Annotated in this window: 26 protein-coding genes; 11 read left to right on the plus strand and 15 right to left on the minus strand. The window is 62.8% G+C overall.

Features of this window, described 5'->3' with window-relative positions:
• The first annotated feature begins 35 nt into the window (after window positions 1-35).
• Window positions 36-872, plus strand: coding sequence for an MOSC domain-containing protein (locus GKZ68_RS08780; RefSeq protein ID WP_173113370.1), 837 nt, complete (start codon window positions 36-38; stop codon window positions 870-872).
• A 75-nt stretch (window positions 873-947) separates the two neighbouring features.
• On the plus strand, window positions 948-1,619 hold the full coding sequence (locus GKZ68_RS08785) for a DUF2461 domain-containing protein (RefSeq protein WP_173113372.1): 672 nt from the start codon (window positions 948-950) through the stop codon (window positions 1,617-1,619).
• Between the two features lie 65 nt (window positions 1,620-1,684).
• Here GKZ68_RS08785 and GKZ68_RS08790 read toward each other — a convergent pair whose 3' ends face one another.
• Window positions 1,685-2,308, minus strand: a complete 624-nt coding sequence (locus GKZ68_RS08790) for a deoxynucleoside kinase (protein ID WP_173113375.1) — start codon at window positions 2,306-2,308, stop codon at window positions 1,685-1,687.
• A gap of 86 nt (window positions 2,309-2,394) precedes the next feature.
• Window positions 2,395-2,871, minus strand: coding sequence for a hypothetical protein (locus GKZ68_RS08795; RefSeq protein WP_173113378.1), 477 nt, complete (start codon window positions 2,869-2,871; stop codon window positions 2,395-2,397).
• A 148-nt stretch (window positions 2,872-3,019) separates the two neighbouring features.
• Here GKZ68_RS08795 and GKZ68_RS08800 point away from each other — a divergent pair, with 148 nt between their 5' ends.
• Entirely contained in the window at window positions 3,020-3,544 is a 525-nt protein-coding gene (locus GKZ68_RS08800; protein WP_173113381.1) for a GNAT family N-acetyltransferase, read from the plus strand.
• Between the two features lie 103 nt (window positions 3,545-3,647).
• The gene (locus GKZ68_RS08805; RefSeq protein WP_173113384.1) at window positions 3,648-3,878 is read left to right on the plus strand and encodes a CDGSH iron-sulfur domain-containing protein; all 231 of its coding nucleotides are present in this window, start codon (window positions 3,648-3,650) and stop codon (window positions 3,876-3,878) included.
• A gap of 61 nt (window positions 3,879-3,939) precedes the next feature.
• On the opposite strand, the gene GKZ68_RS08810 is transcribed toward GKZ68_RS08805, so the two are convergent.
• The 3 genes from GKZ68_RS08810 to GKZ68_RS08820 form a co-directional block, all read right to left on the minus strand.
• Window positions 3,940-4,311: a hypothetical protein gene (locus tag GKZ68_RS08810; protein WP_173113387.1), complete on the minus strand. Its 372-nt coding sequence runs from the start codon at window positions 4,309-4,311 to the stop codon at window positions 3,940-3,942.
• 42 nt (window positions 4,312-4,353) lie between these two features.
• Window positions 4,354-5,406 carry a hypothetical protein gene (locus GKZ68_RS08815; RefSeq protein WP_173113390.1) on the minus strand — a complete coding sequence of 351 codons (1,053 nt, stop codon included), beginning with the start codon at window positions 5,404-5,406 and terminating at the stop codon, window positions 4,354-4,356.
• A gap of 107 nt (window positions 5,407-5,513) precedes the next feature.
• Entirely contained in the window at window positions 5,514-5,768 is a 255-nt protein-coding gene (locus GKZ68_RS08820) for an acyl-CoA-binding protein (RefSeq protein WP_173113392.1), read from the minus strand.
• 132 nt (window positions 5,769-5,900) lie between these two features.
• Here GKZ68_RS08820 and GKZ68_RS08825 point away from each other — a divergent pair, with 132 nt between their 5' ends.
• Window positions 5,901-7,205 (plus strand): amidohydrolase family protein, encoded by a 1,305-nt coding sequence (locus GKZ68_RS08825; protein ID WP_173113395.1) that lies wholly within the window; start codon window positions 5,901-5,903, stop codon window positions 7,203-7,205.
• Between the two features lie 84 nt (window positions 7,206-7,289).
• Here the strand turns inward: GKZ68_RS08825 and GKZ68_RS08830 are convergent, their stop codons facing one another.
• Together GKZ68_RS08830 and GKZ68_RS08835 are read right to left on the minus strand one after the other, a co-directional pair.
• Window positions 7,290-8,039: a peptidylprolyl isomerase gene (locus GKZ68_RS08830; RefSeq protein ID WP_217275350.1), complete on the minus strand. Its 750-nt coding sequence runs from the start codon at window positions 8,037-8,039 to the stop codon at window positions 7,290-7,292.
• 84 nt (window positions 8,040-8,123) lie between these two features.
• Window positions 8,124-9,311: a zinc dependent phospholipase C family protein gene (locus GKZ68_RS08835; RefSeq protein WP_173113398.1), complete on the minus strand. Its 1,188-nt coding sequence runs from the start codon at window positions 9,309-9,311 to the stop codon at window positions 8,124-8,126.
• A 219-nt stretch (window positions 9,312-9,530) separates the two neighbouring features.
• Between GKZ68_RS08835 and GKZ68_RS08840 the strand changes: the two genes are divergently transcribed.
• Window positions 9,531-9,758: a hypothetical protein gene (locus GKZ68_RS08840; protein ID WP_173113401.1), complete on the plus strand. Its 228-nt coding sequence runs from the start codon at window positions 9,531-9,533 to the stop codon at window positions 9,756-9,758.
• Between the two features lie 337 nt (window positions 9,759-10,095).
• On the opposite strand, the gene GKZ68_RS08845 is transcribed toward GKZ68_RS08840, so the two are convergent.
• Both GKZ68_RS08845 and GKZ68_RS08850 read right to left on the minus strand, forming a co-directional pair.
• Entirely contained in the window at window positions 10,096-12,159 is a 2,064-nt protein-coding gene (locus tag GKZ68_RS08845) for a M13 family metallopeptidase (protein ID WP_173113404.1), read from the minus strand.
• A 256-nt stretch (window positions 12,160-12,415) separates the two neighbouring features.
• A complete protein-coding gene (locus GKZ68_RS08850) occupies window positions 12,416-14,473 on the minus strand; it encodes a M13 family metallopeptidase (RefSeq protein WP_173113407.1) in 2,058 nt (685 codons plus the stop codon).
• 146 nt (window positions 14,474-14,619) lie between these two features.
• Between GKZ68_RS08850 and xseA the strand changes: the two genes are divergently transcribed.
• The gene (gene xseA, locus GKZ68_RS08855; RefSeq protein ID WP_173113410.1) at window positions 14,620-15,990 is read left to right on the plus strand and encodes an exodeoxyribonuclease VII large subunit; all 1,371 of its coding nucleotides are present in this window, start codon (window positions 14,620-14,622) and stop codon (window positions 15,988-15,990) included.
• A 78-nt stretch (window positions 15,991-16,068) separates the two neighbouring features.
• Window positions 16,069-16,374: an exodeoxyribonuclease VII small subunit gene (gene xseB, locus GKZ68_RS08860; RefSeq protein WP_254244229.1), complete on the plus strand. Its 306-nt coding sequence runs from the start codon at window positions 16,069-16,071 to the stop codon at window positions 16,372-16,374.
• A 56-nt stretch (window positions 16,375-16,430) separates the two neighbouring features.
• Here the strand turns inward: xseB and GKZ68_RS08865 are convergent, their stop codons facing one another.
• The 3 genes from GKZ68_RS08865 to GKZ68_RS08875 form a co-directional block, all read right to left on the minus strand.
• The gene (locus tag GKZ68_RS08865) at window positions 16,431-16,970 is read right to left on the minus strand and encodes a heme NO-binding domain-containing protein (protein ID WP_173113413.1); all 540 of its coding nucleotides are present in this window, start codon (window positions 16,968-16,970) and stop codon (window positions 16,431-16,433) included.
• 135 nt (window positions 16,971-17,105) lie between these two features.
• A complete protein-coding gene (locus GKZ68_RS08870) occupies window positions 17,106-17,999 on the minus strand; it encodes an anti-sigma factor (RefSeq protein ID WP_173113416.1) in 894 nt (297 codons plus the stop codon).
• A gap of 14 nt (window positions 18,000-18,013) precedes the next feature.
• Entirely contained in the window at window positions 18,014-18,574 is a 561-nt protein-coding gene (locus tag GKZ68_RS08875; protein ID WP_254244230.1) for an RNA polymerase sigma factor, read from the minus strand.
• A 211-nt stretch (window positions 18,575-18,785) separates the two neighbouring features.
• Here GKZ68_RS08875 and GKZ68_RS08880 point away from each other — a divergent pair, with 211 nt between their 5' ends.
• Window positions 18,786-20,183: an NAD-dependent succinate-semialdehyde dehydrogenase gene (locus tag GKZ68_RS08880; RefSeq protein ID WP_173113419.1), complete on the plus strand. Its 1,398-nt coding sequence runs from the start codon at window positions 18,786-18,788 to the stop codon at window positions 20,181-20,183.
• A 77-nt stretch (window positions 20,184-20,260) separates the two neighbouring features.
• Here the strand turns inward: GKZ68_RS08880 and GKZ68_RS08885 are convergent, their stop codons facing one another.
• From GKZ68_RS08885 to GKZ68_RS08895, 3 genes are all read right to left on the minus strand, one after another.
• Entirely contained in the window at window positions 20,261-21,028 is a 768-nt protein-coding gene (locus GKZ68_RS08885) for a YdcF family protein (RefSeq protein ID WP_173113423.1), read from the minus strand.
• 140 nt (window positions 21,029-21,168) lie between these two features.
• Window positions 21,169-21,525, minus strand: a complete 357-nt coding sequence (locus GKZ68_RS08890) for a thioredoxin domain-containing protein (RefSeq protein ID WP_173113426.1) — start codon at window positions 21,523-21,525, stop codon at window positions 21,169-21,171.
• 71 nt (window positions 21,526-21,596) lie between these two features.
• Window positions 21,597-23,363, minus strand: coding sequence for a DUF885 domain-containing protein (locus tag GKZ68_RS08895; protein WP_173113429.1), 1,767 nt, complete (start codon window positions 23,361-23,363; stop codon window positions 21,597-21,599).
• 187 nt (window positions 23,364-23,550) lie between these two features.
• Here GKZ68_RS08895 and GKZ68_RS08900 point away from each other — a divergent pair, with 187 nt between their 5' ends.
• Both GKZ68_RS08900 and GKZ68_RS08905 read left to right on the plus strand, forming a co-directional pair.
• Window positions 23,551-24,861: a hypothetical protein gene (locus GKZ68_RS08900; RefSeq protein ID WP_173113432.1), complete on the plus strand. Its 1,311-nt coding sequence runs from the start codon at window positions 23,551-23,553 to the stop codon at window positions 24,859-24,861.
• A gap of 77 nt (window positions 24,862-24,938) precedes the next feature.
• Complete coding sequence (locus tag GKZ68_RS08905; RefSeq protein ID WP_173113435.1) at window positions 24,939-25,958, plus strand: aldo/keto reductase; 1,020 nt, start codon at window positions 24,939-24,941, stop codon at window positions 25,956-25,958.
• The last annotated feature ends 1 nt before the right edge of the window (window position 25,959 follow it).

The raw sequence follows: 25,959 nt of genomic DNA on the forward strand, positions 1-25,959 counted from the left end.
GGCAGGAGCGCTCGTCGGCACCCTAACTTTACGGCATGACGGCCTCTTCTTCTGCAATTACGCTTTCAGGTATTTTTATCTATCCGGTTAAGTCGTTGGGCGGCATCAGCCTGCCGGCGGCCGCGCTTACGCCGCGGGGCCTGCGCCACGACCGCCGCTGGCTGATTGTGGACGAGCGCAACCGCTTCCTGACCCAGCGCGAGCACGCCGAAATGGCCCTGCTAGCCGTGGAGCCGGCTTATAATGGTTTTTTGCTGCGCCACCGCCAGCGGCCCGACTTGCTGCCGCTCTACATTCCGTTTGAGGCCCAGCCCGATAAGACGCTGTTTGTCAGCATCTGGGACGATATGGTGTGGGCCTGGCGCGGCGCGCCTGAAGCCGATGCCTGGCTCACCGAAGCGCTGGGCCAGCACTGCAGGCTGGTGTATATGTCGGACATGGTGCGCCGCGAGGTCGAGCCCGATAAGCCCGAGCTGAACCCCGCCGGCACCCTCTTAAGCTTTGCCGATGGCTACCCCTACCTGCTTGCTACCGAAGAGTCGCTAGCCAAGCTTAATACCCGGCTCGCCGAGCCGGTGCCGATGAACCGCTTCCGCCCTAACCTGGTAGTCCGCGGCGCGCCGGCCGACGCCGAAATGAGTTGGGCTAGCTTGAGCATTGCCGGCCAGCCTTTCCGGTCGGTGCGCGGCTGCGGGCGCTGCGTCGTCACCACCATCGACCAGGCAACGGCGCAAAAAGACCCGGCCAGCGAGCCCCTGCGCACCCTAGCCACCTACCGCAAGCCCGACCGCAAGGTGCTCTTTGGCCAAAACGTGACCGGCCCCGCCAGCGGCAGTATTCAGGTCGGCGACGCCGTCATTATCACGGGTTAAAAATTACGAGTGATAAGTTTTCAAAGCAGCGCCTGCCAGCTCATAACTTTTGACTCATCATTCATAGCTCACAAAGTGGACCTGGCTTTCGTACTGGATTTTTTGCGCCGCCTGGCGGCTAATAATAATACGGCCTGGATGCAGGAGCACCGCGCCGACTACCTGCGCGCCCGCGACACCTTTGCGACGCTGGTTACGGAGGTGCTGCGCCGGGCCACGCCCGCCATTCCCGAGCTAGCGGGCCTCACGCCCGCGCAGGCCATGTTTCGGCTGCACAAAAATGACCGCAGCCAAACCGACCCCGAGCCCTACAAGCGCCGCCTCGGCGCAGGCCTGGTGCCGGGCGGGCGCCACGCGCTGCGCGCCGGCTACTTCCTGGCCCTGATGCCGGGCGGCGGCTCGTGGCTGCGCGCCGGGCGCTTCTCGCCCACGCCAGCCGAGCTGGCGGCCATTCGCCAGGAAATTCACTATGATGGCGCGGGCTTTCACCGCTGCCTGGCCGATGCGGAATTGCGCAGGCACTTTCCGGCGGGCCTCGACATGCGTGCGGAGCAGCTAACCCGCCCGCCGCGCGGCTACCGCGCCGACGACCCCGACCTGGCTTTTCTCAAGCTCAAGAGCTTCGGCGTGGGGCGGCTTTTTTCGGATGAGGAAGTGCTGGCGCCCGATTTTATCGACCGCGCCGTGGCCGGCATGCTAGCGGCGCGGCCGTGGGTCGAGTTTTTGAACCGGGCGCTGGAAAGTTAAAACCCATCTGTCGTGCTTCGCAAGCTCAGCACGACAGATGGGTTTTAACAGTTTCTATGCACACCCTAAAATAAGCCAAATAGCTTATTATCAATGCGCTCGATGATGAATCCCAGGTCTTCGGGGCGGCGCACGTAGTCGAGCTCGTTCACGTCGATGATGAGCAGCTTGCCGTGTTTATAGCTGGCAATCCACTGCTCGTAGTGCTCATTCAGGTTTTTGAGGTACTCGATGCTGATGGAATTCTCATAGTCGCGGCCGCGCTTCTCAATCTGGCCAATGAGCTTGGGCAGGTCGGCGCGCAGGTAGAGCAGCAGGTCGGGCGGGTCGACGAGGCTTATCATGCTCTCAAATAAGGCATAATAATTATTATAGTCGCGCTCGGCCAGCAGGCCCGACTGGTGCAGGTTGGCCGCAAAGATGTGGGCATCTTCGTAAATGGTGCGGTCCTGAATTACGCTTTTGCCCTGCTGCACCAGTTCCTTGATGTGGCGCGTCTGGCGAAAGCGGCTGTTCAGAAAATACACCTGGAGGTGAAAGGCCCAGCGGGGCATATCGGCGTAAAAATCCTTCAGGTAGGGATTATCGGCCACTTCTTCCAGAAAAACATCCCACCGAAAATGCTGGGCCAGCTTGTGGGCCAGCGTGGTTTTGCCGGCGCCGATATTGCCAACGATAGCAATGTGCATGCGATAAAAAACAGTAAGCAGACGAAATGCGGACGCCAAAGGTAAGCGCTGCCGCTAGCCCGCCCCGCCGGCCGGGGCTAGCCGGGCTACTCGCTCACGCGGTCCTTCACGCGGCGGGCGCCTTGCAGGGTGCGAAACTCGCCCTGGTAGCTGCGCACGGTAAGGCGGTCGTCGAGTGACAGCTCCTTACGCACGGCCTCGTAGCGGGTATTGAGGCGGGTGAGCGCGTCGCTGGCCTCGTCCCAGTCGCGGGCGCTCCACTGGCGGCGCTGCGCACGGGTGGCCTCGATAAAGCGGCCATACAAGTCGGGCAGCTGGCTGGCGGGCAGCTGGTTCACGTTGATGCTTTCGTGCAGGTACTTAGCCAGGCCGGGGTCGGCAGTAGTGACGTAGCGGCGGGGGGCGGCAGCGCGCGGCACCGAGGCGTGCGGCCGCCCGCCCAGCAGGCCGCCCCGGCGCAGCAGGCTGTCCTGGGCACTATTTTGAGCGAAGGCGGCTAGCGGCAGCGCGGCCAGCAGGAGCACGGCCGGGACCGAGCGGAACTTAAAAATGGGCCTGGTCATAGGAAATAAATACAGCGGATTAGGGCCGCACTGCCTTGCCAAAGGCGGGCCAAACGTGCTTGTTTAACGACCAGGGCGGGCCTTACGTATGCGCAGGCAGCGCCCAAGTCGGTTTTTTGGCCGACCTTCGCCCCCCAGCTTCTCGCTTATGCCTATCCGTTCTGCCTCGGCCCCGCCGGCCACCCCCCTGCACATTCAGCCCGCCACCGAGCAGGATATTCCGACCATCATCGAGCTGGCCGAGGCTACCTGGGAGCCCACCTACCGCTTCATCATCTCGAAGGAGCAGATTGACTACATGTACCGCGTCATTTACACGCCGGCCTCGCTGCGCCGCCAGATGCGCGAGCAGCACCACCAGTTTTTGCTGGCTTATGTAGACGGGCACCCCAGCGGCTTCGCCTCTTACTCGGAGAAGCCCGAAGGCGTGTACCACCTCAATAAAATCTACGTGCTGCCCTCGCACCAGGGCCAGGGCCTGGGCCAAAACCTGGTCGAAGCCGTAGTAGGTGCCGTGCGCGAAGCCGGCGGCAAAGCCTTGGAGCTGAACGTGAACCGCCACAATCCCGCGCTAGCCTTCTACGAGCGCCAGGGCTTTGCGCAGCACCGCGAGGAGGATATTCCCATCGGCCCGTACTGGATGAACGACTACGTGCTGCGCAAGGAACTGTAAGCCGCCAGTAGCGCGGACTTTTAGTTCGCGAGCGCCAAGCGCTCTAAGTCGCGGACTAAAAATCCGCGCTACTTCTTTAACTCACTTTTTATTTCCTCAAAAAATGGCAACCAAACTCACTGTCCTCTCCAATGGCTCGCTGCGCGTGGAAGGCGAAGACATTCAACTCGTAGATGCCCAAGGCAATGCCTACGGCCTCGGCGGCCGCGAGCGCATCAGCATCTGCCGCTGCGGCCTCAGCAAGCAAAAGCCGTTCTGCGACGGCTCGCACAAAGGTCATTTCGAGCACGACGCCACGGCCTTCGACCTGCCCGCGCCCAAGCCAGCAGTGTAGGCCTTCGCTAGCTTCAAAACCGAAGAGCCACCACCCTAGCCAGGGTGGTGGCTCTTCGGTTTTAGCGCGGCGCGGCGGCTAGCCCGTTGAGCAATGCCACGACCGCCGCTGGGTTTTCGACCTCAATAATGAGGCGGGCGTACTGCTCGTCGGCTAGCTCTACTACCACCGTATTTTCCCGGTGCTGCACATCGAAAAACGTGGGTTTGTGGTCAACTAAGCCATCGAGGTAAAAGGTACCGGCCGTGATGAGGCCCGGCACGTAGGTGCCACCCGCCCGCAGGCCCGCCCAGTGCGCGGCCGCCTCGGGGTCGGCCCGGGCATTTTTGATGTGGGCGCGCGGAATGCGCAACTCGCTGCGAAAGGCCCAGAGCTTGTGCCAGCCCTCGACGGTAAATACAACGGTATCTTCTTGTTGCTGAACGCGTACCATGCGGAATAAAGTAGTGTGTGCCTCGCTTTATCGCCCGGCTGGCTAGGCCATTACAGGAGGGCTACCCAGCGTTTTGGGCCCCAGCATCAGCCACAGGTTGAGGCGCACAATGTCGCCCATCGAGTCGCAGCCGCTGAACTGCTGGGTGCGGTGGTAGCGGTTGAGGTTGCTTTTCAGCTCGTCTACCTTATCGGGCGGGGCTAGCTCCTGGCGGCGCATCACGTCGAGCAGGGCCTTGAGGCGGTGGCGCTCGGCGCGGGCGCGGCGGGCCATGAGCGTGCGCTCCTCGGCCTGGTACTGGCGCAGGGTGCTGGGCTTGAGCAGGCGGGCGCACATCTCCACCACGGCGTGGTTGTCTTTGAACGACTGGGGCACGTACATGGCGCGGCGGCCTTCGTAGCTCTGCTGGTCGAAGTCGATGGCGCGCACCCGGTACTGCTCGTCCTCAAAATCAGGCGTGATATCGACCACGTAGTTGTAGGCGCGCATGTCGCCGAGCAGCCGAGCGAAGCAGCGCTCATTAAACTTCACAAACTCCTTGGCGATGCGCACCTGGTTGAGGTGTGGCTGGTTGAGCCGGAGCCGGATGAAGTCGTCGCCCGGAATGCCGGCAATGTGCTCCTCAATGAGCGTATTGCCAGTGTCCACCAAGTAGTTCATCGAGTTGGGCGACAGCAGATGCTCCAGTTCCAGGCCGTAGAGGCGCGAGGCATCGGCCTGCTTCACGTAGAAGTAGTCGTAGTTGTCGTTGAGCTGGTTCAGAATGCGCACCCGAAACGGGTGCGAGTTGCCAAACCGGCAGTAGTCGATGCGGTCGGCCAGCAGGTCGTTGGCAAAGGACAGGTCGCCGGCCGTCTTGAGCAGCGCGTACACCTGCACCAAGCCTTCGCTCAGCTCGGCCAGGGTGCCCGGCTCGTAAAATACCGTTTCCCAAAGCGTATCCTTGCCCACCCGGTCGAGCAGCGCAAACGAGCCCGTGAAGCGCAGCAAATCGGCGTAGCGCACCGGCAGCGGCGCCTCGCGGTCGTAGTCGCGCAGGTACTGGCGCAGGGCCGGCGTGAGCGGGTAGCTGGGCTTCTTGCGGGAGATGTCCATGACGCAGTAAGGGGTACGCAATAGGTAAGCGCCGATGGCGCGGGGCGCTGCCCCGCGCCATCGGCGCTGCAAACAGCCTTTATTAGGAACGTGCTGCCGAAGGAAATTTATCCCGCTAGTTCGCTCACGAGCTCCACGTATTGCTGGCGGGCGGCATCTTTGCTGAGGCCGGCTAGCTGGTGCCAGGCGTCGTACTTGGCAATGGCCTTGAAGTCGAAGCCGCCCGGGCGCGGGCCGGTAGCATCGCCCTCGGTGGCCTGCTTGTAGAGGGCATACAGCTGGAGCAGCACCGTGTTGCTGGGCTTGGCGGGCAGTTGCTGCGCGCGCTGCGCGGCGGTTTCAAAATCCTGTTGGGTCGTCATAAAAAAGGTGGGAAAAGAATAGTCCGGGCTGCAAACGTAGCGCCGAACGCCGCTTTTTGCTGCGCCCGGTAACAAGCGACGCGTAGCTTGCAGCCAAATTTCCGTTTCCACTTTCCTCGCGCGTTCCGCCCTATGCCCACCCCTACCCGCTCGCTCCTCGCCCTTGGCCTGCTGGCCCTGGCTAGCCACGCCGCCCTGGCCCAAAAAACCTACCTGCACTGCGGGCGTCTGCTCGACGTGCGCAGTGGCCGCCTGCTAAGCCAGCAGACCATCGTGGTCGAGAAAAATCGCATTACGGCCGTGCAGGGCGGCTACACCGCCGCCAGCGGGCCGCAGGACCAGGTTATCAACTTGGAAAATAAGACGGTGCTGCCCGGCTTCATCGACTGCCACGTGCACCTCGAATCGTCGCCGAGCCGCAACAGCTTCCGGGAAAAATTCACCCTGAACCCGGCCGACGTGGCTTACCGCGCCGAGGCCAATGCCTTGGTTACGCTGCGCGCCGGCTTTACCACGGTGCGCGACTGCGGCGGCTCGGGCGTGAATATTGCCCTGCGCAAGGCCGTGACGCAGGGGCTGGTGCCGGGGCCGCGCATCTACACGGCGGGCACAGCTATTTCGAGCACCGGCGGGCACATGGACGATACCGATGGCCTGAGCGACGACTTGATTGCGCGGTTTCACCCCGGCACGGCCGAGGGCGTGGCCAACGGCCCCGACCAGTGCCGCCAGGCCGTGCGCGAGCAGTTTCGGCGCGGGGCCGACCTCATCAAAATCGCCAGCACCGGCGGCGTGCTCGACCTGAGCAAGGATGGCAGCGGCGCGCAGTACTCGGAAGAAGAAATCCGGGCCATCGTGCAAACGGCCCGCGACCTGGGCATGGCCGTGGCCTGCCACGCCCACGGCGCCGAGGGCATCAAGCGGGCCGTGCGGGCGGGCGTCACGAGCATCGAGCACGGCTCGCTCCTCGATGCCGAAGCCATGCAGCTGATGGCTAAAAACCGCACCTGGTACGTGCCCACCATCATTGCCGGCAAGTCGGTGGCCGACACGGCCCGCCGCCATCCCGACTATTTTCCGCCCGTGGTGGCGGCCAAAGCCCTGAGCATCGGCTCGCAGCTGCAAGCCACCTTCGGCAAGGCCATTAAGCAGAACGTGCGCGTGGCCTTCGGCACCGACGCGGGAGTGTACCGCCACGGCCAGAACGCGCTGGAATTTGGCTACATGACCGAGGCCGGCCTGTCGCCCCTCGACGCCATCCGCGCCGCCACCTTGAATGCTGCTGAGCTGCTCGGGGACCCGCAAAACCTGGGCACCCTGGAAGCTGGTAAGTACGCCGACATCGTAGCCGTGGAGGGCGACCCGCTGCAAACCATTGCCACGCTCACCAGGCCCACTTTCGTAATGAAGGAGGGCAAGGTATACGTGGGGAAGTAATGAATTAAGAATGAGGAAATTAAAAAAGGATGCTGCGACCCGCAGCATCCTTTTTTAATTTCCTCATTCTTAGTTTTTAATTCATCATTTCACTACTTCCATTTTCATCCCAACGTCTTCGACCGGCCACTTATCGCCGGGGTCCACTTTTACTTGGTTGATTTTATCAACCACATCCTGGCCCTCGATAACCTCGCCGAACACCGTATACTTGCCATCGAGCGAGGGCACGCCGCCCCTGGTGGCGTAGGCCTGCATCTGGGCCGGCGTGAGGGGCCGCCCGGCGGCAGCGCGGCTTTGGTAAGGGGCTAGCTTTTCGCCCACCACGAAATAAAAATCAGTATTCGACGAGAGGTGGCCGGGGTTTTTATCGTCGTCGTAGCGGGCCATGCCCAGGGCACCCTTCACGTGGAAGTGCTGGGGCCGGATTTCGGGCGGCAGGCGGTAGGTGCGCAGGTGAATGGTACGCGGCCCGCTAGTCTGGCCGCCCTGCACGGCAAAGCCCTTCACCACGCGGTTAAACACCGTTTCGTCGAACACGCCGCGCCGCGCCAGCAGCAAAAAATTGGCCTTGTGAATGGGCGTATCGTCAAACAAATGCACCCGGATGTTGCCCAGCCGGGTCTTTAGCAGCACCTCCGAGCCGGGGTACTGGCGGCCGTAGGCTAGCAGCGCGGCCGGCGCCGTAGTGTCGGTAAGGGCCGCGATGTCGGGGCCGGGCACCACGGGCTTGGCCGGGGGCGGCGGGGCGGTGGCGGCGGGCTTGTCGGTGGGGCCGCAGGCGGCCAGCAGGGCGAGCAGCGCACCAGCCGCCGGGGTCAGCAAGTGTTTCACCTGATAAAATATAAAGGAGCAAACGTCCAAGCTACCCACGGTTATTACTACCGCTGGTAGCCCGGCGCAGACCGGGCGGCTAGGCTACCAGCCGTCCGATGCCTTGGTTTTCTGTTTGTCGGTGCCGGTGGGGCCTTTGGTTTTTACCTTCACTTTGGGCGCCGCAGCGGGTTTGGCGGCGGGGCTAGCGGGGGCCGCCACGGGCTCGGGCGGGGGGGGCGGGGCAGCCTCGCCGTCGGCGGCTTTTATCTCGTCGGCAGCGGCGGCTTTCTGCTCTTTCTGCTGGGCCAGCAGCAGGTTATCCTGCGCGAGCGTGTTGGCTTTCCAGGCTTTGAGCTGGGTGGCGAGCTGCTCTTTTTCATCCTTGCCCAGCTTGGGCGGAGCCATGAGGGTGGTGAGGTCGGGGCGGCCGGCTTCCTGCCAGGCCGTGAGCCACAGCGAGGCTACCATGGGCGAGGCCGTTTTAAGCCGGAAAGCCACCATGCCGCCTACTTCTTTTTCGTAGGCATCGGCAAAGGCATCGGAGTAGCGGCGCTGAGTGCGGCCGAAGCGGTGCGAAAACGTGTACTTGGTCTGGGGCGTAAACTTCTTGGCCGTCTTGGCCTCCAGGTCGTAGGTAGCGGTGAGGAAGCCGTAGCTAGCCTGAATAATGCCCCAAATAGCCGCCAGCGGGTCTTTCAGCACCTTGCCCTCCTCGCCGGCCAGCTTGTAGTCTTTGAGGTAACGCTCGGGCAGCTGGCTTTCCCAGAGGGCATGCAGGCCCGCCTGGCCGCTAAGCTGGCCGTCGTAGTTGACGGTGGTGTGCAGCGGCACGAAGGCGTCGGCGGTGTAGTGGCTTAGCTCGGCCGAGTACTTGATGATGGCCGTGGTATCGCGCTGCCGGAAGGCCTCGACCAGGTGGTCTTTGGTTTCAATCACCATCCAAGGCACGGTGCCGTACTTTTTGAGTGTGTCGGCCGAGAATTTCTCAACTGCCTCGTCGTAGTTGCGCGGCACTTTGGCGAAAGGATTATCCTCCGAGTAGTGGTCCATGTCGATGAAGTGCTTGGGCCCCTCGGTGGGGTCCTGGCTGCGGCGCTCGTCGGGGGCGGTGCTCAGGCGCACCAGCGCGGCCATGTGCCGGAAATAGAAGGGCTGCATAGCGGCCGGCAGCTCGTACACCGCCACCTGCGTAATGGCGCGGTGCCCCACAAAGCCCCAGGCGTGGGCGGCCGGGGCAGCCGGGCCCAGCAGCAGCACCGCCAGCCCCAGGCTCAAGAAGATTTTTTTCATATCGAAGAGATGGGGGCCGCGCACCCCACAGGGGCGGCCAACGGCCCGAAGTTCGGGCCGGGCGGGCATATTTCCGCCAATCATCGCTGCCGCGACCGCGCCGGCCGCGCTCAGCAAAAATTCACTCTCCAAAATGCCTGAATTTTATAGCACAGTTTTTCACCCACCCCCGCTAGCCATGCGTAAAAGAGCTGAACTCCCACCCACCCTTTTTTACTCATGACCACTCCCGCCAAAAAAGGCAATACCGGCGACCATCACCGCACTGCCGCTGCCCACCACACCGCCGCCGCCAAGCACCACACCGAAGCGGCCAAGCACGCCGACGCCGGCGACCACAAAACGGCTGCTCACCACGCCCACACGGCTAGCGGCCACGCGGCGCACGCCACGACCAGCTCGCGCCGCGCGGCCAAAAACCACGCCGCCGACCACAGCGACAAATAATTTTGCGTATCTTCGATTTGGAGCCGCAGGGCTCCTGGCTGTAGCGACTGCAAAAGCCCGGTTTCTGTAAGGAGGCCGGGCTTTTTCGTGCGAACCCCAGCCGCGTCTGTTCATTAATTTTTTCCCAAGCGAGTATGAGCGGTCGGATGATAAAGACCCATATTGGCTCCGCTGGCCGGTTTTTGTATAGGATGATGGGGCGGGCTTTTGGCGAATTTGGTACAACCTAAGTACCCGCAAGTTTTATAATTTCTCGCACAACCTGGAAGGCTAGCCCACAAAAAAAGCCTGACCAGTACGGCCAGGCTTTTCGTCAGTTAGTCAATTTGCAAAGACCTTACCAAATGCGCGAGCGGTCTTGCGTGGCGCGCACCATCTTGTTGCCGTCTTTGCAGCCGAAAGCCTCGTAGAACTCGGGCATATTCATGAGCGGACCGTTGGTGCGGTACTGGCCGGGCGAGTGCGGGTCAGTCTGGATTTGCTGGCGCAGGGCTTCGGGGCGCTGGTTAGCGCGCCAGATTTGGGCAAAGCCCAGGAAGAAGCGCTGGCTAGGGGTAAAGCCGTCGATTTTCTGCGCGGCCTTGTACTGGGCCGTCTTCTGGAACGCCTGGTAGGCGATGGTGAGGCCGCCGATATCGGCCAGGTTTTCGCCCATCGTCAGCTTGCCGTTCACGTGCACCGAGTCGAGGGGCGAGAAGGCGTCGTACTGCTTGCCCACCATGTCGGCCTTAGCCGTGAATTTCTCGTTATCTTCCTTGGTCCACCAGTCGCGCAGGTTGCCTTTGGCATCCGAGCGGCGGCCCTGGTCGTCGAAGCCGTGGGTCATTTCGTGGCCGATTACCGCGCCAATGCCGCCGTAGTTCACCGCGTCATCGGCCTTGGGGTCGTAGAACGGGGGCTGCAGGATGCCGGCCGGGAACACAATCTCGTTCATGCTCGAGTTGTAGTAGGCGTTCACGGTGGGCGGCGTCATGCCCCACTCGCCCCGGTCGATGGGCTTACCAAATTTCCTGAGGTTGTCCTCGGTGCGCCACTCGGCGGTGGCAAACAGGTTTTCGAGCGCGCTGGCGCGGGTGATTTTAAGCTTCGAGTAGTCCTTCCACTTATCAGGATAGCCGATTTTTACCGCGAAGGCATTGAGCTTTTGAATGGCTTCCTTCTTCGTATCGGCACTCATCCAGTCGGTGGCCAGTATGCGCTCGGCGTAGGCCTTGCGCAGGTTTTCGACCATCTCCTTGGCCTTGGCCTTGGCGGCGGGCGAGAACGCCTGGTCTACGTAGAGCTGGCCGAAGGCCTCGCCGAGCGCGCCGTCGGTGGCGCGCAGGGCGCGCTTCCAGCGCGGCTGCTGCACCTTGGCGCCGGTCAGCACCTGCTGAAAGCGGAAGCTGGCGTCGCCGTAGGCTTTGGGCAGGGCCGAGGTAACGCCCTCCACCAGGTGCCAGCGGAAATACTGGCGCTGGTCGGCAATGGGCGTATTGGCCATCAGGTTGTTGGCGGCTGCCAGGTACTCGGGCTGGCCCACGATGAGGTCCTGGGCCCCGCTCAGGCCGCTGTCCTTCAGCACCAGCGGAATGTTCAGGTTGGGGTAGTCCTTGGTGGCCTGGGCCACGGTCAGCTTGTTGTAGTTCTTGATGCGGTCGCGCAGGTCCACGCGGCTCCGGCTAGCCTGGGCCATTTTGGTTTCGAGGGCCAGCACGGCGTCGGCGTTGGTAGCGGCCAGGCTCGGCGCATCGCCCAGCAGCTGAAACACGCTCGTCATGTAGGCCTTATAAGCCGCCCGGATGGTCTTCGAGCGGCCGTCATCCTTCAGGTAGTAGTCGCGGTCGCCGAGGCCTAGTCCGCCCTGCCCCATGCTCACGGCATACTGGGTGCTGTTTTTGCTGTCCTGGCGCACGCCAAAGCTGTACCAGCCCGTGCCATACGACTTGGGGTCGGCCATGTACTGCTGAATCTCGCCCAGGTTTTTGAGGCCGGCAATGCGCGTGAGGCGCGGCTGCAAATACTTGAGGCCGGCGGCCTCGATGGCGGCCGAGTCCATTGCGGCGGCGTAGAAGTCGCCCACTTTCTGCTCATTGGTGCCGGCCTTGGCGTTGCGCGCGTCGGCGGCGGCCTTCATCAAGATACGCTTCTCCACCGCGATGTTGCGGTCTTGCAGCTCGTTGAAGGCGCCCCAGCGGGTTTCGGCGGCCGGCACGGGGTTGTTCTTTATCCAGTTGCCATTGGCGTAGTGGTAAAAATCCTCGCACGGCGACACCGACTGGTCAATATTGGCGAGGCTGATACCCACGCCCTGTTGCGGAGGGGTAGGCTTGGCAGGCGGCCCAAAGGCGGTGGTAGCAGCCAGCGTGCCGAGGCCCAAGGTCGCCAGCGCCAACCGCGAGAAGGTGGTAGGAAAGGACATGAAAAAGATTAGTTAGAAGAAAAAGTGGAAAATAAGCGTAATAGATGCACGCGCCCACGCACAGTTGCACGGCCAGGGCTTTGCCCTTCCTGAATGCGCAAAAAGATTCCATTTCTAACCCTAAAAAGAACGGCCTGCTCATCTGGCGTCCGCTTGCCGAAGTATCTCTGCCACGCCGCTAGGGTTAGCAAAGGTGCTTCGGCAAGCGACGGCAGATGAGCAGGCCGTTCTTTTGGGTGCACTTAGCGCGGCTAGCCTACCAGATGCGGGCCTGCTCGGCGGTGGGCCGCTCCATCTTGTCGGTAGGCTTGCAGCCAAAGGCCTGGTAGAACTCGGGCATGTTCATGAGCGGGCCGTTGGTGCGGAACTGACCGGGCGAGTGCGGGTCGGTGAGCACCTGCTGGCGGGCCGCCTCGGGGCGGATGTTGGTGCGCCATATCTGGCCCCAGGCCAGGAAGAAGCGCTGGTTGGGCGTGAAACCGTCAATCGACTTGCCGGCCTTGGCCTCCGGGGTTTTCTGGAAGGCCTGGTAGGCGATGGTGAGGCCGCCGAGGTCGGCCAGGTTCTCGCCCATCGTCAGCTTGCCGTTCACATACACCGAGTCGAGGGGCGAAAACTTGTCGTACTGCTGGCCCACCATCGCGGCCTTGGCATTGAATTTCTCGCCGTCCTCTTTGGTCCACCAGTCGCGCAGGTTGCCCTTGGCGTCGTACTGCCGGCCCTGGTCGTCGAAGCCGTGGGTCATCTCGTGACCAATCACGGCCCCGATACCGCCGTAGTTCACCGCGTCATCGGCCTTGGGGTCGTAGAAGGGCGCTTGCAGGATGCCGGCCGGGAACACAATCTCGTTCATCGGCGGGTTGTAGTAGGCGTTCACGGTGGGCGGGGTCATGCCCCACTCGCCCCGGTCAATCGGCTTGCCGAAGTGAGCCAGGTTATCCTCGGTGGCCCAGGTGCGGGCGGCCAGCACATTCTGCAAATAGCTCTGGCGGTTGATGCTGAGCTTCGAATAGTCCTTCCACTTATCGGGATAGCCGATTTTCACCGCGAAGGCGTTGAGCTTCACGATGGCCTCCTTCTTGGTGGCGGCGCTCATCCAGTCGGTAGCCAGTATGCGCTCGGCGTAGGCTTTGCGCAGGTTCTCAATCATTTCCTTGGCGCGGGCTTTGGCCGCGGGCGAGAACGCCTTATCAACATAAAGCTGACCAAACGCCTCGCCGAGCGCCCCGTCGGTGGCGCGCAGCATGCGCTTCCAGCGGGGCTGCTGCTGCTTGGCGCCCGTCAGCACCTGCTGAAATCGGAACGCCTCGTCGCCGTAGGCTTTGGGCAGGGCCGAAGTCACGCTGCTCACCAAGTGCCAGCGCAGGTACTCACGCTGGTCGGCGATGGGCTCGCTGGCTAGCATGGTGTTCACTTCTTTCAGGAAAGCCGGCTGGCCCACAATTATTTCCTTAGCCGTGCCAAGGTGATTTTCCTTCAGCATCAACGGTAGGTCGAGGTTCGGAAACTCTTTGGTGGCCTGGGCCACGGTCAGCTTGTTGTAGTTGGCCTGCGGGTCGCGCAGGTCCACGGGGCTCTTGCTGGCCCTAGCCAGGCGCGTTTCGATGCGCATGACCGTGGCCGCGTTAGCCGTGGCCGCCGCTTCGCTGTCGCCAAGGCGCTTGAAGGTATTTACCAGATAGGCCTGGTAAGCAGCCCGGATGGTTTTTGAGCGGGCATCCTCTTTCAGGTAGTAGTCGCGGTTGGGCAGCGAAAGGCCGCCTTGGTAAAACTGCACCGCGTACTGCGTGCTGATTTTCTCGTCCTGGCCCACGCCCGAATTAAACCACACGCTGCCAGCCTGAGCCTTGGGGTCGGCCAGGAATTTCTGCATTTCGGGCAGCGTCTTAATGGCCGCGATGCGGTCGAGGTAAGGCTTAAGGTAAGTCAGGCCGGCCTTTTCGATGGCTACCGTGTCCATCGCCGCCGCATAGAAATCGCCGACTTTCTGCGCATTCGAGCCCTTGGGCGCGGCGGCCGATTTGCGGGCCAAGTCTTCCAGAATAGCCTTTTGGGTGGCGTTGTTGTGGTCGGCCAGCTCGTTGAAGCTACCCCAGCGGCTTTCGGAGGCCGGCACCGGGTTGTTTTTTATCCAGTTGCCCGAGGCGAAGCGATAAAAATCGTCGCAGGGGCTCACCGTTTTATCGATGTTGGCGGGATTAATGCCCACGCCTTGCTGGGCGGTAGTTTGAGCCAGCGCCGGCGTGGCAGTAGCTAGCCCCAGCGCGGTCACGGCCAGGGCCGCGCCCCGCCGGTAACGAGAAATTTTTGACATGAAAAAGAAAAAGTGGATGGGTAGTAGTTCAGGATTAAGGTGCGCAAGTTAAGCGCCGGTTCCCAACGCGGTACTATCGCGGGTCAGGAAGGTACTTTTACTATTCGATTGCTATTTGGCCGGCGCCTGCCAGCTATTTTTCACCCATGCCCTTATACAATCGCCGCGCTGCCGCCAGCCCCCCGCCCGAGCCGGCCACCCCGCTCAGCCTGGGCGCGCTGCTGGCCCAGGTGCGGGCGGCCCTGCACCACCGCTTTCCCGACTCTTACTGGGTGGTGGCCGAAGTGGCCGAAATGACCCGCCCGCGCCAAGTAGGCGGCCACTGCTACCTCACCCTCACCGAGCCCGCCGCCGGGGCCGAGGCGCTAGGCTTCACGGCCCAGGCGCGGGCCACGCTCTGGGGCAGCCGCTACGCCCAGCTGGCGCCCGCCTTCGCCGAGGCCACCGGCCAGGAACTGCGCCCCGGCCTGCGCCTGCTGCTGCGCGTGAAGGTGACGTTTCACGAGCAATACGGCTTTTCGCTCGATGTGCTGGCCCTCGACCCCAGCTACACCGTGGGCGAGCTGGCCCGCCAGCGGCTGGCCACCCTGCGCAAGCTCCGGGAGAAGGATTTGCTGGAGCGCCAGCAGGAGCTATCGTTGCCGCTAGGCCCGCAGCGACTGGCCGTTATCTCCTCCCCTACCGCCGCGGGCTTCCAAGACTTTGTGCGTCAGCTCGAGGAGGCGCCGTATGACTTCGCGCTCACGCTTTTTCCGGCGCTCATGCAGGGCGAAGGGGCGCCCGAGAGTATCCGGGCGGCGCTCGACCAGGTGCGGGCGCGCCGGGGCCAGTTTGAAGTGGTTATCCTGATAAGAGGCGGCGGCTCGAAGACTGATTTGCTGGCCTTCGATGAGTATGGGCTGGCGGCGGCCGTGGCCTCGTTTCCGCTGCCCGTGCTCACCGGCATCGGCCACGAGCGCGATGAGGCGGTGGTGGACCTCGTGGCCCACCGCGCGCTCAAAACGCCCACCGCCGTGGCCGCCTTTCTGGTCGACCGGCTGGCGCGCCTCGAAAGCCTGCTGCTCGACCTGGCCGAGCGCGTGGCCGACCTCAGCCGCCAGCACCTGGCCAGCCGCCACCAGCACCTCCAGCGCCTGGCCGACCACTCGCGCGAAGCCGCTCGCCAGCAGCTGCGGCTAGCCCAGGCCGCCCTAGCCCAGCGCAGCCGCCAGGCCACCCAGGCACCGCGCCAGCACCTGCGCCAGCTCGGGCAGCATCTCGAAAGCTACCGCTACACGCTGCCGCAGGCCGCGCGCCGCGCCCTCGGCCACGAAGCGCAGGACCTGCGGCACCGCTCGCGCACGGTGCTGCGGCGCTTCGTGCGCCACCACCAGCGCAAGCGCGAAGAATTATTGAAGCAGCAGTTTGTAATGCAGCGTCAATTCGAATTAAAAATTACCGCTTATAAATTAAAAATAGCCGCTCTGGAAGCTGCGGGGCTGCGCAACGAAAATCAGCAATTGCGCCGCCTGCTGTAATTTTTATTACCGCTACAATCTGCGCTTAAATTCTCCTTATTTTTTAATTTTTCATTTATAATTTTTAATTCAAAAAACGTGACGTACAACGAAGCCATTCAGGAATTAGAAACCATATTGCGCAGCCTCGAAACTGACCAGGTAGACGTAGACGACCTCACGGCCCGCGCCGAGCGCTCGGCCGAATTAATTCGCCTGTGCCGCCACAAACTACGCCACGCCGAAGCCTCGCTCGACCGCGTTTTCGACTCACTCGACGAAGATGAGGAAGATCTTGACACAGAAGAAGATGAGGAGGCAGACGACGATGAAGAAGACAGCGATGAACCCAATGACTATCAGCCCGGCGGGCCGGGCCGACCGGCGCAACCCCGCCTGTTTTAACGTAAAAAAGAGGCCGCTGCACAAATGCAGCGGCCTCTTTTTTACGTTAAAACAGCTTATTTCCGTCGCACGTGAATTTGCACGCGCTCACCATCTTCGCTCGTGGTTGGTAGCACGTCGATGTGGTCGGCTTCGTCATAATAAACGGCCAGGCCGCGCACGATGCCCACGGCTAGCCCACCCATGCGGCGCGGCGATACATAATTAATCAGTAATTCGTTTTCGTTCAGGCGCTCGACTTTCAGCACGGGGGGCGAGTTTTCGGGATGCTCGCGGCGTACCTGGTAGTGCAGCGAATGCTCCGTATTTTCGAGCATTTCGAGGGTGCGCCAATCAGGGTTCACGTACTTCTGGTACATGTACATTAAATCGGGCACGAGGTATTCACCGAATTTTTCGTGCAGCTCGCCCGCCGAGAGTCCGGTCAGCTCAGCGGCCTGGCCCACCAGCGCATACATGTGCTCATCGGGATAGACATCCTTATGACTGAAATCGCCCGATTCGAGGCCGGCTAGCTGCACCAGCTTCAGCCACGTGCTATGGTCGTATTGTGTTTGAACGTAGCGTTTGAGCAATGTAAAAATGGTGCCGTGCATAGGGTAAGCGAACGCGTTTAGCCGATACAACGCACGGGCTTGCGGAAAGGTTAATGAGCCGGCATAAATAAGAAATCGTCTGCCGCACCCCGAAAGGCACGGCAGACGATTTCCGAAAACTCCGCTTATAACTACTTACATATTACCAATAACCGTCATAGTAGTGAGCGTGGGGCCGGCGCTGCCGCCGGTGGGCTCCACCGTCATGGCGAAGGTCTGGGCACTGGCGATGTCCTTCATTTGCTGAATACTATCGCCGGCGGCAGTAGTGGCGGCCAGCACCCCGGCATCGATGGGCTTGCCTTTGTCGAGGGCCCAGAGCTGGTACTGCTTGCCGGCGGCCAGGGCGGGCAGCTGCTGCACATCGAGGTATACGCGGTGCTCCCTGGCGCTGTAAAGCACCCGGGCGTGGGCGTCGCGGTGGGCGGGCGTGCCGGCCAGAGCCACCATTTTATACTCCTGAGGCGAGCGCAGCACGTGCAGCTGCTGCTGGGTAGAGGTGAGGCGGCGCTCCATCACCTGCGAGGTTTGGGCGAAGCGCGCCTGGCTGTTTTGGGCGGCCACAAGGTCGGTGCTAGCCTGCTGCCAGCGGCTGTACAGCAAGGCATTAGCCGCCAGGCTGAGCAGCAGCGCCACCGAGGCAGCGATGGCCCAGCCACTGCGCGAGCTGGCTACCGGCGCGGCGGCGTAGCTATCGGCAGGGCGCGGGTTAGAGGCCGATACGCGCATGGAAGGCACGGCTTCGGCTACTGGGGCGGCCACAGTGGGGGCGGCAGGCCCAGCCGCTACGGGGGCGCCGATTTCGGCCAGCACGCGGCTCAGCACGCGGTCGCGCAGGCCAGCGGGCGGCGCCACGGCGTGGGCTTCGGCATACACGCCGAGGCCGGTCAGCAGCTCGTCGAGCTCCTGGCGCACCTGCGGAAAGCGGGCGGCCCAGCTTTCTACTTCGGCCTGGCCGGCGGGGTCAAGGTCGCCTAACGCATATTGCTCGAGGCGGCCGGATTCGATATAATCTTGGAAATCTTCCACGGACGTAACTGGAATTAACGAATAAGTTTGGCCAGTATTTTCAAAGCAGTGCGGGCGCGGGTTTTCACCGTACCCAGCGGCAGGTTGAGTTCTTCGGCCGCTTCACTCTGGGTAAAGCCGCCGAAATAGAGCAGGTCGATAACTTGCCGCTGTTCGGGCACGAGCTTGCTGGTAATTTCCTGCAAGCCCACGTGCTCGGGGCGAAACGTATCCGGGGCGGCCTGGCGCTGGGCAGCCAGACTATCGTCGAGGCCCTGGGTGCGAGAACCTACGCGGTGCTGCCGCGAGCGGATTTTATCGATGGCTAAATTTCGGCTGATATTCACCACCCAGGTAAATAACCGCCCTTTGGAATTGTCGTAGCTGGCCATGCTGTGCCAGATTTTGACCAGCGCCTCCTGCAGCACGTCTTCGGCTTCGCCCTCATCTTTGACGATGCGGTTTATTACGCCGTAGAGCGCCGCCGAGTAACGGTCGTAGAACTCGGTCATGGCCGACTGGTCGCGGGACCTTAGTCGTTCGACCAGCGCCGCTTCGGCGGCGGGTGGGGTGGATATGAGGGATAGGTCGGACACGGGGATGTACAGAAGAGCAAAACCGACGGAGCCAGCCGAAACGTTCGGTAACTCAGGGCGAATGTAGGGTTATTTCAGATTTTAAACACAAGGGCGTGAACGCCTCGGACCCGCCGGCACAACCGCCGGGCGGCTGTCTGGTTTGTAACCAAGACCGGCGAACCGCTAGCCCCGCAAGCCTGATTCTTTGCTAATTGTTTATTTCCGCGTTATGCCCATTGCCTCCATCAACCCTTACACCGGCCGCACACTGCGGCGATTTACCGAGTTTTCGTGGGCTAAAACCGAGCGCCTGCTAGCCCAGGCGCACCGCGCGGCCGCGCAGTGGCGCGCTACCACCTTTGCCGAGCGCGCGGCGGGGCTGCGCCGGGCCGCCGCGCTGCTGCGCGAGCGCCAGGAGGAGCTAGCCCGCCTCATGGCCCTCGAAATGGGCAAGCCCCTGCGCGATGGCCGCGCCGAGGCCCAGAAGTGCGCCACCTGCTGCGAGTACTACGCCACGCACGCCGAGGCATTTTTGGCCGATGAGGAGGTGAAAACCGATGCCGGGCGCAGCTTCATCAGCTACGCGCCGCTCGGGGTGGTGCTGGCCATTATGCCCTGGAATTTTCCGCTCTGGCAGGTGGTGCGCTTTGCCGCGCCCGCCCTAATGGCTGGCAACGTGGGCTTGCTCAAGCACGCGCCCAACGTGCCGCAGTGCGCGCTGGCACTGGAAAATATTTTTCACGACGCAGGTTTGCCGCCGGCCGCCTTCCAGAATTTATTTATCAACAACGAAACCGTGGCCCGGCTGCTGGCCGACCCGCGCGTGGCGGCCGTCACGCTCACCGGCTCCGAGCGGGCGGGCGTGGCCGTGGGCACAGAAGCTGGCCGGCACCTCAAGAAAGCCGTGCTGGAGCTGGGTGGCTCCGACCCGTTTATCGTGCTGGCCGATGCCGACGTGCCGCTAGCCGCCAAAACCGCCGCCCAGGCCCGCATGATTAATGCCGGCCAGAGCTGCATCGCGGCCAAGCGCTTTATCGTCGAAAAATCGGTGAAGGCCGAATTCGTGCAACTCCTGAAAGGCCACCTGCAAGCCCTGCGCTACGGCGACCCGCTTGCTGAAGCCACTGACTACGGCCCGCTAGCCCGCCCCGACCTGGCCGACGAGCTAAGCCGCCAGGTAGCCGACTCCGTGGCCCAGGGTGCGAAGGTAGCCCTGGCCGGCGGCCAGCCCCGGCCCGGCGCCACACAGTTCGACCCTGTTATTCTGACCAATGTAAAGAAAGGCCAGCGCGCCTACCTCGAAGAGCTGTTTGGGCCGGTGGCGCTGGTACTCACGGCCCGCGACGCGGCCCAGGCCCTGGCCCTGGCCAACGACTCGCCCTTTGGCCTGGGCGCGGCCGTGTGGACGCGCGACGTGGCCAGGGCCGAGGCGATGGCCCGCCAGCTCGAAAGCGGCGCCGTTTTCATCAACGGCCTGGTAAAGTCAATGCCCGAGCTGCCGTTTGGCGGCGTCAAGCACTCGGGGCACGGCCGCGAGCTGTCTTACGTGGGCATTCGGGAGTTTGTCAACCAAAAATCGGTGTGGATTGCCAAGGCCGCCGAGCCCGACACCGTTAAGACGGAGTAAAAAAATTAGCAGCAGGAATTGCTACCAGGCCAAGCCACGAGCACCAATTCTTCCTTCTTCATTGTGAGCACTAAATTTTAGCAGTAGCCAGCCGCCTTATACACGAGCCAGCCCGACACTTCATGCAGCAGCAGGCTCCAGCAAATGAGGGCATTAGCATCGGGCAGCAGCCAGTAGTCGGGCGCCCAGCTGCGGTCACTAGTGCGAAAATCAGCCGGAAAGGCCTGCGCGCGCAGGCCCACGCGGGCAAAGCAGCCCAGCGCCCGCCGCTCGTGGAAGGCCGACGTCACCAGCACCAGCGACTTTATATCCGGATGCCGGGCTAGCAGCGCGTGGGTAAACAGCGCGTTTTCGCGGGTGTTGCGGCTGCGCTCTTCCAGCAGAATGGCCGAGTCGGGCACGCCCGCCAGCAGCAGCAGCGTGCGCAGGTTGCCGGCCTCGGTGCCCTGCGTGCGCAGCACCGCCCCCGAGCCACCGGAGATGATAATCTGCCGCACCCGCCCGGCCCGGTACAGCCACAGGGCATTGGTGAAGCGGTCGGCGCCCCGGCTCAGGTATACCCGGTCGTGGGGCGACTTATCCCCGATGGTGATGCCCGTGAGCAGCACGGCGGCATCGGCGGGGGCCACGGCGGCCAGCGGCACGGCCGGCACCTCCCAGGCCAGCAGCGCCTCGTTGATGAGCGCGTTGCTGGTGCTGATAAGGGTGACGAGCAGCGCCGCGCCCAGCCAGCGCCGCCGCGCGCGGCTGTCGGGCCGGGCTAGCCACGCCCCCAGCAGCAGGGCCACCAGCCACACGGCCGGCAGCAGCACAAAGTCAAGTAGCTTGGAGAGTAGAAAAAACAAAAGACGAGCTGCTTGCTGATTTTATAATTTTTTATTTGAACGTCATGCGGGGCTTGCCGAAGCGTCTCTGCCGCCTCGTTAACCGACTAGGCAAAGATGCTTCGGCAAGCTCCGCGTGACGTTCTCTAGCCAGGTTCTACTTAGCCCACGGCCGGCAAAAACTCGCGCAGGCGCTTGAGCTGGGCCACTACCTCCGCTTCCTCGGTGAGGGCGTCGCATTCGAGCAGGCGGCCCTGGCAATAGCTCACAAAGAAGGGCGCCACCTTCTCCTGCATCAGCTTCTTGGCCACCGGGTTCTCGTCCGCGTTGAGGCGCACGAACAGGATACCGATGTTCTCCGGGTCGTCCACAAACTTGGCGAAGGGCGGGGCTAGCGCCGCGCAGGCCGCGCAGTTTTCGGAGGTAAACTTGGCAAACACCTTGAGGTGTTCGTGGGTGAGGCGGCGCAGATGCTCGTCGTCGGTATCCACGACGTGCTGGCGGGCGTCTTCAGTCATAAAACAAAGCAAGTGAGAATAGCTGGTTAAACCGGCCGGCCAGGGCAAAGGTTCGGGGGCAAAGCTACTACCTAGCGGCGCAGCATCAGGTCGCGAATGTACTTGACCGGAGCCGAGCCGTAGCTCAGAAACTGCTCGTTGAAGTTCTTGAGGCTGAAGCTGCTGCCTTCGCGCTGCTTTACTTCATCGCGCAGGGCCACTATCTCGGTATAGCCCGTGAAATACGAGCTAAGCTGCACCTGGCTGAGCGTGGCGCGGTGCCACTTGTTGCGCGCCTCGGCTTCCTCCTGAAAGCCCGCGCCGGTGAGCAGCTTCACTACGTCGGCCTCGGTGGCATTCTGGGTCTGAATGAGGTTGTCGACCACCGCGTTCAGGGTCGAGCGCATGTTCCACTTGTCCCACAGCAGCCAGATTTCGTCGCTGTTGTTGCCGTAGCCGCTTTCCAGCATCATGCGCTCCGAGTACACGGCCCAGCCCTCAATCATGGCCCCGTTGCCGAAGATGCTCTTCACCAGCGAGGGCGACATATTGGCGTGCACCAGCTGCGTGTAGTGCCCCGGAATGGCCTCGTGGATGTTGAGAATCTGCAGGGTATAGTCGTTGTACTCGCGCAGGTAGCTTTCGGCCTGGGCGGCCGTCCAGGTGGCGGGCAGCGGCTCCACGTTGTAGTAGGTGTTGGCCTTTTTATCATACGGGCCGGGCGCCGATACGCTAGCCCCCGCCCCGCTGCCGCGCATGTAGAGCGGCGTTTCGCGCACCACCAGCGGCTTGCTGGGGTCCTGGGTCAGCAGGTCGTGGTCGTTGACGAACTTGGTAAGGGTCGGAATCTGGCGCTTCACCGCGTCCACGAAGCCCTCGCGCGGGGCGTGCTTCAGGGTCAGCTGGTCGATGACTTTCCGAATTAATTGCAGCGTATCGCTAGGCATCGTTTGCCCGGCGCAGTACTTCGGAAAGAGCCGCGCCGCCCGCCGGCCCATGTCGTGCAGCAGGTCGGCCTTGTGCTTCTGGGCTAGCCCGAATAACTCCTCAGCCGAGTAGCGCGACTGAATATCGAGGGCAAACTTCCGGTCAAAAAGCGCCTTACCGATGCGGAACGAGCGAAACTCCTTACCCGTAAGTACGTCCTTCTTCAGAAAGTCGAGGTAGCCGCGCACGGCGGCCTGCGCCCCGGCAATGCGCTGGCTCAGCAGTTGCTTTTCGGCCGCGCTCAGGCCCGAGCGACGCACCGAGTCGGCCAGGGCCGCCCCGAACACGGCTAGCCCGCCCTCGTTCTGCTGCACGGCCAGCTCGGCGTGCTCGCGGGTGGGCTGGTGAATGTTGGCCTTGGCGGCGGCGTAGTAGGCGCCGGCCTGGGCTATTTTGTCGGAGATAGTGCGCAGGCGGCGGTCGAGCTTGTAGTGGCGGCCGTTGAGCAGGTCGCCCACGCTGGCCCCCAGGTTATAGCTTGCCGGGTTCCACTGCCAGTTTTTGAGCGTGTCGGCGTACCAGCGTTGCGAGCGTAGCTCATTGACCAGCAAGTGATAGTCAATTTGATTATTCGGCGAGAGGCTGTCGAGCGTGAAGCCCCCGAGCGCGCCCAGGTTTTGGGTGATGAAGGCGGCATCGCGCTGGCGCTGCGCGTCGCTGGGTATCACCAGCAGCGAGTCGTACTTGTGAAAGCCCGCCGACGAAGCGTAGTCGGGATTCTGCCGCCACAAATCGAGGATAAACTGGTCTTTAAAGCGGTCGAAGCGCGCATCGGCGGGCGTGGCGGCCGTTTTATCGGCAGCGGTTTTGGTGGAGTTGCTGGTGCAGGCCGGCAGGGCTAGCGCGAGCAGGGGCAGGTAGCAGAGTTTCATGTAGAGGAATTGGTGGGCGAAGAAGCAACCCAAAGGAACGGTAAGCCGTGGAAAGTTGCGGCAACCTTGTTTGTAGGTGCTCGCCAGCCGTGGCGCTCTTTTTGTAGGCAGGCTAGCCGGCCGGAGCGCTTCACTAGCCCGCCACACGGCTGTATTACTTTCGCTAACCTGCAAAATGTCTTTTAGAATGGCTATTTCTGCCGCGTGCCGGCCTGTACTAGCGAGCCTGGGCCTAGCCCTGGCGCTGCTGCCCACCCACTTGCACGCCCAAACTACTGCCCCCACCGCCGCCACGCCAGCCGCGGTGGCCGCCCCCCGCCCCAGCCCCGAAGAAGTGACGGCCCAGGCCCAGGCCACGGTGGCGCTGCTCACGCGGCGCGTCGATAGCCTGCGCGTGGCCTACCGCCAGCAGCAGCGCCTGTACTCGGACCTGGGTGGCAAGTTTACGAGCTTTCTGGCCGGGCAGCAGCTGAGCCGCAGCACGCGCTTTGCCCTGACCAAAAACAACGTGCGCGCCACTGCCGACCTGCTGCTGGTGTGCCACAGCCGCCTTACCCAGCTGCGCGCCCTCACCCAGGCCCTGCGCAACGCCAACGAGCAGGCGGCCCTTTCTTCGCCCACTGAGAGCAACCCGCTCGGCATTTCGCTGGTCGATTACACCAAGTCGCTGGTCGCCACCAAGGCGGTGGATAAAAACCGGGGCCGCCGCCTCGTGGACTTGGCCGCCCACCTCACCCAAACCTCATTTGTGTCGGCCGTGCCCACGGTGGGGCCCATGCTCAACGCCGTGGGCCAGCTGCTCACCAGCGTGCGCGCCAACAGCCTCAGCAGCGACGGCTTCACGGCCGAACAAGTGCGGCTGATTGAAAACGGCCTGCGTCCGACGCTCAATTTCTTCGCGGCCCTCGATGCGGCTAGGGCCGACAACCAGGCCTCGCTGCTGACGCTGGATAATGAGCTTATGGTGCTGCAGCACCAGCTCAGCCAGCTTTACCGGCCCTACGCCCAGCTCGTGGCCTACCAAGATGATATTTCGGCCTACTACACCGCGCCGCCACCCGGCCAGCCGGCCACCAATGCGCTCGACGTGAGCAACATCAGCCGCATGAGCAACTACGTGGCCGCTAGCCTCAATCCGCGCTTCGCCTCGCTCGACCAGTCGTTTACTAGGGCCCAGAACCAGGGCGACATTCTGGACCCCGACAGCTACCTCACGCCGGCCAACAACTCGGCTGAGGCGGCCGTGCAGCTCGCCGCCCAGCTCCAGAGCCTCACCGACCGCCTGCCCGTCATCACGGCTCAGTACAGCGCCGCCATTCGGGCGGCCATCGCGCAGGGCCAGCAAGACGGTCTCATCAAGGCCGACCGCGCCACCAAGGTTATCGCCGACGAAACCGCCCGCGCCAAAGCCGCCGCCGAAACCTACCAGCAGGCTAGGGCCTCGGAGCGGTTTGGGGAGGTGCTGGGCAACGTGAAGCCGCTGTTTAAGCTGTACTAGGAGCACCTCCCCCCCGGCCGTTTAGTAAACAATCGGCCCCGCCCACTGCTTATCACCCCACACTATTTTCCTTTTCCATGAAATATAATTTGCTGGGCAATACCGGCCTCAAAGTATCGGAGCTGTGCCTGGGCACCATGACGTTTGGCACGCGCGGCGGGCGTTTCGGCGCCATTAGCGGCGTCGACCAGGCCGGAGCCGACGCGCTCACCAAGCGCGCCGTGGAGGCGGGCATCAACTTTATCGACACGGCCAACGTGTACACCGAGGGCCAGTCGGAGGAAATCACCGGCCAGGCCATCCGCAACCTGGGCCTGAAGCGCGACGACCTGGTGCTGGCCACCAAGGTGCGCGGCAAAATGGGCGACGGCCCCAACGACGCTGGCCTCACCCGCAAGCACATTATGGCCCAGGCCGAGGCCAGCCTGAAGCGCCTCGGCACCGACTACATCGACCTCTACCAGACCCACAGCTTTGACCCGCTCACGCCCTGGGAGGAAACGCTGCGCGCCCTCGACGACCTCGTGCGCCAGGGCAAGGTGCGCTACATCGGGGCCAGCAACGTGGCCGCCTGGCAGTTGCAAAAGGCCCTCGACACGTCGCACTACCAGCACCTCGAAAAGTACGCGTCGCTGCAAGCCTACTACACCCTGGCCGGCCGCGAGCTGGAGCGCGAGCTGGTGCCGCTGCTGCTGGCCGAAAAAGTGGGCCTCATGGTGTGGAGCCCGCTGGCCGGCGGCTTCCTCTCGGGCAAGTACACCCGCGAAAACGAGAAGGGCGAAGGCCGCCGCAGCAACTTCGACTTCCCGCCGGTGAACAAGGACCGCGCGTTTGACATCCTCGACAAGCTCAAGCCGATGGCCGAGGCCAAGGGCAGCACCGTAGCCGCGCTCGCCCTGGCCTGGCTGCTGCACCAGCCAGTGGTGAGCACCGCCATCATCGGGGCCAAGAAAATGGAGCAGCTCGACGACAACCTCACCGCGGTGGATGTGCAGTTTACCCCCGAAGAACTGAAAGCGCTGGATGAAGTAAGCAAGCTGCCCGCCGAGTACCCTGGCTGGATGCTGGAGTTCACCAAGGGCGACCGGCAGGCGTAGG

The organism is Hymenobacter sp. BRD128 (assembly GCF_013256625.1).
GTDB lineage: Bacteria > Bacteroidota > Bacteroidia > Cytophagales > Hymenobacteraceae > Hymenobacter.